The sequence below is a fragment of the Leptolyngbya sp. GGD genome, assembly GCF_026735145.1.
In the GTDB taxonomy this organism is placed as follows: domain Bacteria; phylum Cyanobacteriota; class Cyanobacteriia; order Leptolyngbyales; family Leptolyngbyaceae; genus Leptolyngbya; species Leptolyngbya boryana.
This window is the reverse complement of record NZ_JAPQKE010000004.1, coordinates 25,847-39,066: the sequence shown is the minus strand read 5'-3', so window position 1 is coordinate 39,066 and position 13,220 is coordinate 25,847. Positions and strand designations below refer to the sequence as shown.

Here is a 13,220-nt window from a genome sequence, read left to right as displayed (position 1 = left end):
CGAACAGCGAAACGCGATTCGATCTGTGATGCCGAAAGGCGTTGAGCACATTGGGCAACTATCGATCGAAGGGGTGCGCGGGCAGCGATTCGATCTGTGATGCCGAAAGGCGTTGAGCACAAACATATCCGATTCGCAGTCGGACGAGTAATGGAGTGCGATTCGATCTGTGATGCCGAAAGGCGTTGAGCACGGTTTTGATTCGATGAATCGCTTAATGTCTCCGGTTGCGATTCGATCTGTGATGCCGAAAGGCGTTGAGCACGAGTAATTGAGCGCGGGAAACAGTCCCGTCCTTGATGCGATTCGATCTGTGATGCCGAAAGGCGTTGAGCACAAGAGGGTGAAACCAATGCCTCTCTATATCAAGCGTGCGATTCGATCTGTGATGCCGAAAGGCGTTGAGCACGCTAGTAAACCTGCTAGTAAAACTGCTAGTAGTTACGCGATTCGATCTGTGATGCCGAAAGGCGTTGAGCACGGTCGAATTCGGAAGACTGTCGCAAACAACGGCTGGCGATTCGATCTGTGATGCCGAAAGGCGTTGAGCACGACATGGATCGTCAAACTTGGGCAAAACTGGGCAGCGATTCGATCTGTGATGCCGAAAGGCGTTGAGCACACTCAGACAGAAGCGATCGTGTTGAGAGATTTGATTAGCGATTCGATCTGTGATGCCGAAAGGCGTTGAGCACAACCGTTCGTCAACTCACACAACGGCTACGGGATTGTGCGATTCGATCTGTGATGCCGAAAGGCGTTGAGCACTAAACAGTTGTCACGTCTGAATACGTTAGTTATTTTTGCGATTCGATCTGTGATGCCGAAAGGCGTTGAGCACTGAAATAACCCATACAAACGGATAGAAAAGTAACCGCGATTCGATCTGTGATGCCGAAAGGCGTTGAGCACCCATCTGCGCTTACTCCGTATGTCGTCATGTTTCAAGCGATTCGATCTGTGATGCCGAAAGGCGTTGAGCACTAATCGATTTAGGCGGCAGATCGTTCAATACGTTGCGCGATTCGATCTGTGATGCCGAAAGGCGTTGAGCACTTCATCAAGGGGCGGGAGTGCAGCATATTGCTTACTCGCGATTCGATCTGTGATGCCGAAAGGCGTTGAGCACAAATAGGCAACAGTAGGGCTTTCGTCGCCATATCCAGAGGCGATTCGATCTGTGATGCCGAAAGGCGTTGAGCACGACAAACGAAGAAGATTTCGCGGCAAGAGTGGGATGCGATTCGATCTGTGATGCCGAAAGGCGTTGAGCACATCTGATCCATAACTCCAGGTTGATTTGGGACAAACGCGATTCGATCTGTGATGCCGAAAGGCGTTGAGCACGAAATCTCCTCAGTCTCAGTTTCAGCGATCGGCAGTGGCGATTCGATCTGTGATGCCGAAAGGCGTTGAGCACGAGGAAGAGTGAGCGTTGCAAAGCTGCAACATTTTCGCGCGATTCGATCTGTGATGCCGAAAGGCGTTGAGCACTCTATCTTAGGAAGAGTTTCAGAACTCCTCCGGGATGCGATTCGATCTGTGATGCCGAAAGGCGTTGAGCACTAGGCTATTTGTGCCTTATCGGTCACCCCGGACTTAGGCGATTCGATCTGTGATGCCGAAAGGCGTTGAGCACAAGTACAGACTCAGGGTGGAAAGCCTTTTTTAGAGAGGCGATTCGATCTGTGATGCCGAAAGGCGTTGAGCACGGATTGACAGTGATTGGAACGCGATCGTCGCTGGCTGCGATTCGATCTGTGATGCCGAAAGGCGTTGAGCACTGAGGGAGGATTTGAGAGGTGACTTGTTGTTCTTCGCGATTCGATCTGTGATGCCGAAAGGCGTTGAGCACACAAAAACGCTAGGGGCATCTGGTCTAGCCTCAGAGGCGATTCGATCTGTGATGCCGAAAGGCGTTGAGCACGTCAAGACACATCGAAGGACGCTGCGCTAGAGCTAAGCGATTCGATCTGTGATGCCGAAAGGCGTTGAGCACTGTGGGGCGCGATTCGCGCGGAGCCAGACGTTTTCAAGCGATTCGATCTGTGATGCCGAAAGGCGTTGAGCACAAAGACTTCGATCTGCTGGTCTGTACGGAAAAGCAAGGCGATTCGATCTGTGATGCCGAAAGGCGTTGAGCACCAGCTTTCTTAAGCCCCGCATCTGCTGAATCCCCTAGGCGATTCGATCTGTGATGCCGAAAGGCGTTGAGCACACATGCTTAGCGACTACGATCCCATCTGGAGATTGTGCGATTCGATCTGTGATGCCGAAAGGCGTTGAGCACCCTGTAGGTTCATTTCGATTCTTGGCGATTATCACCTGCGATTTGATCTGTGATGCCGAAAGGCGTTGAGCACTGAGAACATTTTCCAGATGGAAAATGTTCTTCGAGGTGATTCAATCTGTGATGCCGAAAGGGGTTAGGCATGTCATCAGGGGTTTATCAATCGCACGCAATCCCATCTCAGGATGAGCGCGAGCTTCAGCAAGATTGATACATTGTTACTAAGGAGTAAGCCGGAATAAGCCATGTCTAGGTCTAGATGTCTTAAGCACGCTTCTAGCCAAGATGGCATTCCGTACCACAGCACGTGATCGACGCATTGCTTTACTAAGTGAAACTGGGTACGAATACTGCGCTCAATGACTTGAGATAGGAGAGAGTTGCTTCCTTCATCGTGCCCGTCGTCCGAATTGAAACGGCTCTGATATATGAAAGTGCTGTCCTATAACGATGCGGGCTTGAACTGAGAAAAAGACCACTCATACTTTCACATTGCTCTTTAAGTCATCTAGTTTTCTAAAACGTCCGGTGAATACTTCACTGACCAGACTGAATTCGCGTAAAAATCAGAACTTTCTCGATTGTCGATCGCACTAAATCGCTAGGGCACTTTGACAGCAGCAGTCTTGTACCACTCCATGCCGTTGATATATTAACAATCCAACTAGGAGAAGAAAACGTGATCGCGCATTCTGGCAGTTCTCACCAAAACAGACGGACTTACCCGCAGCGAATTAGTGGCGCGCTTTGGTCTCACTTAATAAGCAGGTTAGGCGACAGACCTGTAATCTCAGCATCTTAGGCGAGATCGAGTCTGGGTTAGTTGAACGAGAGCAGCGTTAATTCATCAAACGAGTGAAGGTGGCAAACTTGCACCGATTGAGTCAGCCAATCTCGTAGCAGTAGAGGGAGGCGACCTGGCAGAACAGAGACCGATATTGGAGGAGCCGCCCATCGAGAAAGACCTGGGCGAGCAGATTTATCGAGAAGCCGCAGGACTGAAGACTTCCGAGCTACTGATGCGACCCGCGATCGTGCGAGGAGTTGCGAACCGTATAACAAAAGACGATCTACCCGAAGACCTCAAAGCCCAAGTGGAGGGAACCGAGGAGGCAATTCGCCCATTTTTTCACCCCAGCTTGATTGCGGACAAACTACTCGATCGATAGTGCGTCAGACCTATGGATACTTTCGCTTCAAGGCTCGCCGCTAGTCGGTTCTGTAAATCTAATCCACAAGTTTAGCACATCACTGCTTGCCACATACAGCCTCTTGAAATACTAAATTCCTGCAGAGTTTGTCAAACACGCAAAACACGATCGTAATAGAGTTTATGTTTAGAGCAAGGTTAACCCTCTGCTACCAAATCACCAAACTGCCATGCAAAATTAAACTATTAATCTGCTGGATTACTTGTTCCGCCAAACTTTGATTATGAATTAGCACACCCATCTCTATGTTCAGCGACATTGCATACTCAGTCAAGTTTGCACTGGAAACAAAAAGGTGTTGTCGATCGCTTACAGCACATTTGGCATGAAGTGAGCCATATCTACCCTGCTCATCGACGGGGCGTTTTGCTTTCAACCAGACATAGAGTTGAGAACGCTTGAGAACCTCAGCCCCGAACGTCGTCACAAGCCCGAACGAAATTTTGCCATCGCTCGCTTCAGGAGTTTCTGCGACGATGCGAATGCTAACACCACGATTCAGTGCCGCGATTAACGCTTGAACAATCTCAGGAATGTTATAGATCGCAAAGCTAACGATTAGAAGATCATGCTGTGCATCTCGAATGAGTTGCAGCAAGGTTTGATCGGTTCGACGCAACGGAAGGGCTTCTGGATTTGGTCCTGTCCAAACAAGTTCAACCGATAGATCCTGGTGCATTCGGGTCTGGCAATGAACTGCTGTGGAAAGCGCGATCGCAATCGCTTTGCCATCCAACTCGCTCGTCTCTGTTTGCCAAATTTCGATCAGGTAATTGAACTCCTTCCGCCATGCCGCTCTCGGTAGCAGTTGGAGAAGGTTATGCTTCATCTTTGACAGTTCGCCCTGCCGAATTGTCATGAGAACTTGAATCAAGGCATCCAGTGTTGAAGCCGGAACTTCCTGAGCTACACGGCGAATTTGTTCTAGTAGGTTGGAAGAGAACGTATTCACCGATCAACCCCCAGGTTTGAAAAAGGCAAGTTGAGCGAGTTCAGTCTTAACGGTTGGGATGAGTACCGTGCGATCGAGGTACTTATTGCCCCGTTCACAGGACGTTTCTGGACTAAAGAGACAAGCATGACAAGCCGCCCAGTGCAGCGTATTGGGAGATTGCAAAGGACTGTGTTCTGCACAGAGCGGATCAGAGGCACATAAACACATCTGCTCTAATGCCTGATCAATATGGCGACCGAGAGTGGTCGGCTCTCCCAAGCTAACAAGCCCTCCTAATGTGCCCTCACTATCCGGAGCAGCCGTATAGATCAGAATTCCTGCCATTGGTCCGTTCTCGTCCTGCGGAGCTTTTGAGTAGATGCGCTCTCGGAGACTGGCAGCGGTGTAGCCACATTCGATCGCGAATTGTCGCATCAAAGCATGAGCAAAAGAATGCAGCAGAATGTATCGAACTCCCGGATAGTTTGTGTCTGGATTGAGCGATCGTGCAGTGCGCCAACGACGATGAGCCTCAATGCTCTGTTTTTCGTAAGCAATTACTTGCGGTAAAGCTTCCCATTGCGCGATCGCGGATTCCTTGAACTGGATAAATAACCCTTCTCCCCGAACTTCCGTAGCTGGAACCCACTTTGGCTCTTGACGACTGAGGGGTGCCCAGTAATCTTCGGGCAACTCGCCAGTTTCAGCAAAATCGCCAGGAGATTCGATGCGTGAAAAACCGACTAATGCCCGAACTTCTCGCAAGCGATCGACTAGCACCACCTTCTCAATATAGGACTCATAGCCTTTGGGAGACACAACAGGCGTGAGCCAAAAATCCGAAGAATTTAGGCTTGTTTCTGCGGCTGAGAACACCTGCCACTCTGGAGTTTTAATATCCTTCGCTGCATTACTTTCATCGTCGATCGTTTCAGACCGCTTCTGCTGAACTTGTGCCCAAATCTCCGAATCTGAGTACTTAGCAAATTCCTTCAGTTGCCCAATTGAGCGGAAAGCAGCGAGAACTTCTGGACTCACCGCTTTTTCCAGAACTGTCCAGTGTTTTTCGACCAGTTGTGCCAGCTTATCGGTTGCTGTTGGAATTGAAAGTGCAGACAGGGTGATGGGAAACCAGCTATTAGAAGCACCTAACAAAATGCCGACCATCTGTTGGTCGCAACCGCCTTCATCGAAATTCCGCAGGTGAACATGGCGACCACGACACTGAGGCATATTCTTTTTGCCAGGTTCACCAAAGGCATCAGACATCCGACGCTTTGCGCCACAGCTATCACATTTCACCTCAATATCTGCCGCAGAGCCAGATACCCCATACTCGTTCAAGCGTAAGGTTCCTTTCTTGCAGTCAGCCCCACGATGAACAAAATATCGCCAAGGAAAGTCATCTAAATGCCCATGCTTACAGGCAACGAGAAAACGAGCCGGAATGACTGTCGGCGGGTATTTGCCCTTCGGACAGTTCGTATGTACGTAGCGGTTTTGATCGGGACGAAAGCGATCTGTCTTGAGGTCAAACAATCGAGACTGTAGCGGCGCTAAGAGGCGACAATTTGGGCAGAGCATCCAGGTGGGGAACGGAGAAACCGGAATGCCAATGCGGTGGCTTTCGTCGAGAAAGCTTGGCGCTCCATCGGATTCAGGAGGAAGGGGTGGAGACAGTAGGCGCTTTACAGAGAGTGAAAGAGATCGCTTCACTGCTCCAAGCAATCGTTCCTCTCCTAATTCTTTTGAATGATTAATGTCCCAATCATCGAGTCCCATGACCATTGTGGAAAGATTGGGTAAATCAATCACGGAGCCGATACCAGCCGAAAAGAGAATCTGGCTAGGTCGGAGTTCACCAACTTTATTACGAGGTTGTGTTTGTGCCATAAGAGAGTTCAATCAGAGGTGGGCATGGGTTGAGGAGTGCGGAAATCATCATCGGGAATGCGATCGTCCAGAATTAGCCCGATCGTCGGTTCCACATTGCGAAGCGAATTCAAACAGGTAAACGGTTGCCAATCCCCCTGTCCAGGCTGTGTGAGTAAACCCTGAGTCACGCCATCTCTCTGGGACTGATAGCCCAGCACGGCTCCGCCCACCAAATTCGTAGATTGTTCTAGCCAGTAATCGAGCTTGGCTTCTAATGCCTGTCTGACTAAATCTCGCGTTTTGGGACCCTCTACATTGGCAGCACGAGTGACGATCGCATTCATTGCTTCTTGAATATGCGGATGATTACGATCAATGCGCCCAGCTTTGTCATTCTTGTTGAGTTCCGTTCCCTTCAAACGCACCAGTGCAACGAGCAATGCCGCGAGACCACGATCAATGGCGCGAGGCGCAAAGGGAGTCACCGATAATGCTTCAACGTGCTTGTAGAACGTCGCGTGATAGTGTTCAAACTGCTCATAGTGAGACAAGTCTCTCGGTCGTGCCCAGTTGTAAACGGTGAACACAATGCCAGGAAACGTTCGTCCAACCCGCGAGGTTGCTTGAATATACTCTGCTGTCGTTTTCGGCTGTCCGGTCACAACCATTGCACCCAAGCGCCGGACATCGACACCGACCGAAATCATGTTCGTTGCGAGTAGAACATCGATCGGTTTACGCGGATCTGCTTTCTTGTCTCGATTTGGATTGAACGGAACTTCTAGCGCATCCAGCACGATCGGGATATCCGTCGAAGCAATTCGGGACGTGAGTTCTTTAACTTCGATACGCGATCGCCTTGCGAGTCCCCGTTGATCCATCTTGCCAAGACGAGATTGAATGTCATCATCAACAAGTCGTCGGGTTCCGCCCAATTCTCGCATCGAGTTGAAATAGCCTACCATTGTCATCCAGGGGTCAGCCGCTTCGCCATACTTCTCATAAAGCGCCTGAGATGCTGCAAGACCTGCTGTATAGACTCGAATCAGGGCAGCTTTTAACCTGCGTCCGGTTGCACAGATGCCCAGATAGCGTCGTCCTGGATAGTCTTCACTCGGCTCTCGTTGCAGCGAGAAGAAGTTGTCGGTGACATCTAAACCTTGCGGTGGAAAGATTTGCACCTGGCGCAAGAACAGGTGATGGATTTGATCTCGTGCTTGTCGAATGGTTGCCGTAGAAGCAATCACTTTGGGGCGAACCGTTTTGCCATTCACGGTCCAGGAACACAGTTTATCGACGGCTGTTTCATACAGTCCTACTAAAGTTCCAAGGGGTCCACTAATCAGGTGTAACTCGTCCTGAATAATTAAATCTGGAGGGCGCAACGGATTATGAGATAGCGTTTTGGCAGATGGTTGACCGTACTTTGCGGGATGGCTCGGAGAATCTTCAATCTCAGGAGACACAAATCCATGCCGTTGACAGTAGCCTTCAACCTGTCCAAACAACATTTGCACTGCACCATTCCAAGGCATCTGAGCAAATTTATCGACCGTTGCAATGAGCAGAGTCGGTAAACGACGGTAGATCTCTTCATCGACAACGAGGATCGGTAAGCCTTCAGTGGGAGATTGTTTTTGAGAAAATAAGCAGCGACCGAGAGTATCACCGCAGTAGATCAGCGTTCGTGCCTGCCCCTTGGCAAAGGATTCAACTTTGATATTTTGTTTTCCAGGGTCAATCTTAGACCCACACCAAGGACAGTTCGTGAGTTGGTGGGGAGAACCGCTACTCGTGGGCTGATACTGTCCGAGTTTTTGCTTGAGGAATTCTTCACTTTGTTCAGTACGGTTGGGAGTGGTTTTCTGTCCAACCCACAATCCAATCCGAAACGGTTCTTTTCCCCATTTCGCAGGGTCTTCTCGACGAATCGCTTCACAAGCGCAGATCAAAGCTGTGGCGCGTTGAAATTGTTGTAGGGTGAGCAACCGAAGCGTATACCGCATCAAAACAGCAACACCTGATTCACCGGAGCGACCTTCGATCGTGCCTTGCAGTCGTCGCAATCCAATCGTATAAGCGGTTAGCCCCAGGTAAGCTTCCGTCTTACCGCCACCTGTGGGGAACCAGAGTAAATCTGCGATCGCTTGCGTTTCATCGGTACGATCTGAGTGATTGAGGTCAGTAATACTTGGCAGATTGAGTAGGATGAATGCAAGCTGAAAAGGTCGCCAGGAGCGATTTCTAGGAATATCAATTGTGCTAAGTTCCAGCGTTTCACCACGGCGAATCTGTTCTGCATAAAGGGAATGAACTCGCTGCTGCCACATTGAGCGATTCATGAATTGAAACGCTTCAAAGCTTTGTAGATCAGATTGCAATAACTCCAGACCGGACTGAATGCGTTCTAAAGCATGAGTACAGTTTGCGAGAGCATCCGTTGCGATCGCCTCATAGCCTTGCAGCTTGGCGGTTGGATCAGCAATCCGAGCAGCTTGCCCTTCTATCCAATTTGCGTAGGCAGCAACGAGCGGATTTAGCTTCGTGACTAAAGCCTCTGGAGATGATTCTGCTAACCCCTTCATGTCTAGAACAAGTCCTGTGAGTCCAGGAATTTCGTCTGGCGTGGGAGCATCCGTTTTAGGAATTTCATAGGCAGGAACGACACGAGTGCAAAGGCGAATCGCGTGATCACCACTTCCTTCTGATAATTCAGCGTGAACGCCCGTTCCGTGTCCAACAGCAAATTCAATTTGATGCCGATAAAGCATCTCCATTGCTTGTTCTTCGGCGTACTGTACAGGGTCGAGTTTACCGAGCGATCTCTGAGTTGCTTTACGGATAAAAATTTCGCGATGATTGGGGTCAGCGGATTCAACGCTGAGTTCGGGCTGAAATAGCCATGCCTGATCGGGAGAGCGATCGGGTTCTCGCTGTTCATTCACGAGAAACAGGCTAATAATCCAATCGGAGCCAACAGCACGAATTTGCCCACGCACATAGACTTCGCGCTCTGGGTCGATCTGCCAGGACTTCACTGCACCTGCTTTTAGAGCAATGGGCGGAGATTGCCCAATAACCGGATACCTACGCCATACGGCTTTAGGTGCGCTTGTTGGAGTCTGGAGGTACTCGCTCTTCGTGCGATCGTATTGTCCCCATCCCGCTTTGATCGTGATTGCTTTGGCAGCACCACTTACACAAAAGCTCATTCCCAGCGAGGAGGGAAACATCGTTTCGATCGCAGGAGTGATCGTTTCAGTTGTGCCGTCCTCGATCGTACTGGTTCCACCCACAGCCAGTTCATCAAGCTGCTCCGTACTTTCATCAACGGTTCCAGTCTTCGCAGCAATCATCTCATCAAGCTGTTCGAGCTGATCATCCGATTGAGTGGGGCGATTGCGTCGATGCAGGGGAGCCAGTAACCCGACAATATAGCGATCGCTGACTCGCGCTTCATCGACCTCTTCATATTCTCCGCCTGCTGGACCTAATAAGTCCGCTAAGACAGCCTCCTCTAGCTCGGCTCGGATTTGGTAGTAAGAAGGGGGCTGTAGAACGGGTGTAGCCTCAGAAGATAGCTTTTTGTCATTTTCCACAGCAGGTAAATCCGATTCCGACGAAGCTGTTGGAACAAATTGCATCTCAATCAGAGTACCTTGCCCTTCACTTTGTGCTGGATCAGTTGCTACAAACTGAGGCTGTAATAGGTTAGATTGCTGCCAAATGGCGGGAGCGGTTTTGGGCTCATTGGGCTTTGATTGCTTAGTTTTAGTAGGTTCTGGTTGTTCCTGAAGCACCTGCACAATCTTGCTGGCGACCGTTTCCGACAATGTGCTATCTCCCAAAACATCCGCATCGTCAGATAAATCAAGTCCAGCCAGTAAAGTATTGAGAGACTGATCAGAAGCTGAAACGACTGCACTCCAATCGAGTTGAGCAGTACGATCGCGCAACTGTTGGTTGATCTTTTCTAGATTTAGATTGCCAGGAAGAATTGCCGGGAGTTTGATAATCTTCATGAGTTGCCGAGGTTCCAGAATTGGGGGTCAAAGGATTGCAAGAGCGATGACGGTTTCTTAGCAGGAACGAGAACGAGCAGGGCACGCATTGCTCTAGTCATTGCGACATAGAGAGTACGCCGTTCCCGGGCAAGAATTTCAGTGGTAGCTTCGGGGAGAGTGCCTTTCGGGATTGTCGGATAGGAGGCTTCTAGAAACCCTGCGATCGCAACGATCGGGAACTCTAATCCTTTAGCAGCTTTGAGTGGCAGAATTTTCACCCCCTTACAGTTCAGGTCTAAGTCTTTGCTCGTCATGAATCGTGCTTCAATGCCCAGATAATTTAGCTGTCCAGTAATGTTCTTTCCAGCTTTTTCAGTCGGGACGAGAATCGCACACGCTCCAAGTCCTAAACGGAATTCATGGGCAGCCGTGCGGCAGAATTGAGCCAGTAAATTTCCTTCTGAAGCGAGATCGACAATGGCACGAACCGCAGGCGGTGGACCTGTATGAACATAAAGTCGCTCCTCACCTTCTGGATCGAGTGTGCCGTCTTGCAGATACGAATAGGCGGCTTCCCCGATTTCTTGAGTGGTGCGGTGATTAATTTTCAGAATGCCTGTGCGTCCGACGAATTTCAGTGAGTCATGCACCTCGCTCCACCGAAAGCTACTGCCATAAATCGATTGGTTGGCATCGGCAGTAATAAACAGGCGATTCGGTGCGCCACAAAGTTGAATCAGGAAGCGTAGCACGGTGGGACTGAGATCTTGGGCTTCATCAATGACCACAGCATCATACATTGGCAGCATTTCGCTATCCTGTAGCAGCTTGAGGGCACGAAGCCGGATCTGTGCCCAAGTTTCCATTCCTTTTGCGCTCAAGAGACGATCGAAGTGTTGCCGCAGGTGCCAAATTGCTTGACGTTGAATCTTATTGAGCGGAATACTGCGACCTGTGCGGGGGGTGGCTTGATAATCCTCTAAGCTATCAATTCCTCTTGCATCAATGACTTCGGTAAGTTCTTCGAGTAAATATTCGGGCTGGAGACGTTGCAGGATTAGCCGTTGTGCCTGTTGCTGTAAAACATTGCCCTCAAGCGTTACGATCGCGCATGGAATCGATTGCTTAACGAGGGTGAGCATTTCCTTGGTGGTTGCAATTTGGGGCTGACCACTGAGTTGATTGACGATCAAATATATCAAAGCATCAGCCGTTTTGACTTCAACAAATTGAGTATCTTTGCCTAAAAGCTGTTGCAACAACTGCTCAGAGAAATGAACAAGAGCATTCGTGTACGTAGTAAATAGAATGCGTGGATGGCGAGTTCCTTTGGCTTGAAGCTGACAAAGAATTTCACGAGTTCGATAGAGGGCAACGGTACTTTTGCCTGTACCGGGGCTGCCCTTCAGTAGAGTTGGACCTGTTGCATTTACTGCCCAAGTGACAAACTTTTCCTGCTCAGAATTGAGTTTGAGCAGAAAGCCTAGTAAATCTCCTTCCTTGAAGCGCAGTAAGTCATCAGAACTTCCTGTAACAAAACTAGGTTGCTTCAACACTAGATCGAAATTGGGGGCGGTAATGCAGTCGAATACGCGATCGCGCACCCCCTCTGGAACGTTTACCTCCAGTAAATCATCGAAGGTTCGACAGGCAAGCAGTGCCTGGAAACAAGGTTTGGGGATCAGCAAGCGATCGAGCAGTTCTTCGGTTAGCTCGATCGGGAGCAGAGTGACAGTTTCGGCAGGTTTGGCGGGAGGAGCCGGAGCTTTTTCAGGGGTGAGCAGATTCTCAAGGTTGGAAAAGGCGGTGATATCGAGTTCGGTTTCTTCAGCAACTAATTTGCTGCCTCGATAAATGTCTTTCCGAGCATCGACTCCGAGCAGCGCGACCCATCCATCTCCGTATGTATAAATAATACGATAATCACCAGAGCGTAAACGGTAAATCTCACCTTTGTAGCCGTGTAATTTTTTCTTCAGATTGCCATGAGGTTTCGGATCATCTCGTAGAACTTCGATCTTCTCCAATACCTGTAGAACTCGCTCTTTTGGAATAGCGAGGAGTTGATTGGTGAACGTGGGTTTGTGGATGATCTCGAAAGACACGGAAAGTCAGGGGGCTAAAACTTCCTCCTATGATAAGTGTAAAAAACATTACGCGATCACAGACTTCTGTGCTTTGTTCTTTACGGGGATTGAAGATTTGATGAAGCAGATTAAACTTCAGTCAACACCATAATTTTTGGCAATAGGACTTCTCTCCTCAACAACATAACTGCTAGTCATCGTCGTCGCCAGGTACCCAGGAGCCAGGAAAGCCTCGCAAGCCGATCATATCTAGATAATCCTCATCACTAATGCTAAGATCACAATCCTCATCGAACTCGAAGTCTTCCTCAGACTTTCTAGTTGTTTCTAAAATGAAGCGATCGCAGAACCAATCATATACCTTTTGAAAATCGCGATCGCTGTCGAGGTAAATCACGGCAATGAGAACCTCGAACATTTCTCCATAGACTCCGGGTTCGTCTTGAGGTAGCTTGCGGCTTGGCTTGTTCCAAGATGAGCAGAAATTAGGCAACCCCAGACTGATTGCAAATTGAGCAAGAGATTCGCGACTGGTGGTGTATTGCCTTGAGTCATCCAGGTCTTGATTACTAAGTGGTGAGCAATTTGTGAAGTAGTAATCTGCTACAACAGCGTCTAGTAGACGATCGCCTAGAAATGCTAGTCGCCGATATTGCAGTACGATGTCTTGTCGTTCTTGCTCCGAGACAGAGGGTAGTTGAAGGGTTGAGAGATCAGTGAGAGCAAGTCGAAGCAGATCGTCGCGTTTGAAGTCAGGAATCGCTATCGCTTGTTTAGCTTCTGCTAACTTAATTTCTAGCTTGTGCATCATAGAGCGGC

General features: G+C 49.3%; 6 protein-coding genes and 1 CRISPR repeat array (1 of these 7 cut by a window edge). Of the genes, 1 reads left to right on the top strand and 5 read right to left on the bottom strand.

Features of this window, described 5'->3' with window-relative positions; translation table 11 throughout:
• Window positions 1-2,434: direct repeats of the CRISPR family, unit length 36 nt; unit sequence GCGATTCGATCTGTGATGCCGAAAGGCGTTGAGCAC (it extends 3,521 nt beyond the left edge of the window).
• Between the two features lie 794 nt (window positions 2,435-3,228).
• Complete coding sequence (locus OU814_RS19320) at window positions 3,229-3,459, top strand: hypothetical protein (protein ID WP_268241812.1); 231 nt, start codon at window positions 3,229-3,231, stop codon at window positions 3,457-3,459.
• A 190-nt stretch (window positions 3,460-3,649) separates the two neighbouring features.
• Here the strand turns inward: OU814_RS19320 and drmC are convergent, their stop codons facing one another.
• From drmC to OU814_RS19295, 5 genes are all read right to left on the bottom strand, one after another.
• Window positions 3,650-4,453 carry a DISARM system phospholipase D-like protein DrmC gene (gene drmC / locus OU814_RS19315; protein ID WP_268241811.1) on the bottom strand — a complete coding sequence of 268 codons (804 nt, stop codon included), beginning with the start codon at window positions 4,451-4,453 and terminating at the stop codon, window positions 3,650-3,652.
• A gap of 3 nt (window positions 4,454-4,456) precedes the next feature.
• The gene (drmB, locus tag OU814_RS19310; RefSeq protein WP_268241810.1) at window positions 4,457-6,328 is read right to left on the bottom strand and encodes a DUF1998 domain-containing protein; all 1,872 of its coding nucleotides are present in this window, start codon (window positions 6,326-6,328) and stop codon (window positions 4,457-4,459) included.
• Window positions 6,329-6,336: 8 nt separating this feature from the next.
• Window positions 6,337-10,332 carry a DISARM system helicase DrmA gene (gene drmA, locus OU814_RS19305; RefSeq protein WP_268241809.1) on the bottom strand — a complete coding sequence of 1,332 codons (3,996 nt, stop codon included), beginning with the start codon at window positions 10,330-10,332 and terminating at the stop codon, window positions 6,337-6,339.
• Window positions 10,329-12,419 carry a UvrD-helicase domain-containing protein gene (locus tag OU814_RS19300; protein ID WP_268241808.1) on the bottom strand — a complete coding sequence of 697 codons (2,091 nt, stop codon included), beginning with the start codon at window positions 12,417-12,419 and terminating at the stop codon, window positions 10,329-10,331. Before OU814_RS19300 ends, drmA begins: the two co-directional genes overlap by 4 nt.
• A 172-nt stretch (window positions 12,420-12,591) precedes the next feature.
• A complete protein-coding gene (locus OU814_RS19295) occupies window positions 12,592-13,212 on the bottom strand; it encodes a ribonuclease III domain-containing protein (protein ID WP_268241807.1) in 621 nt (206 codons plus the stop codon).
• Window positions 13,213-13,220: the final 8 nt, after the last annotated feature.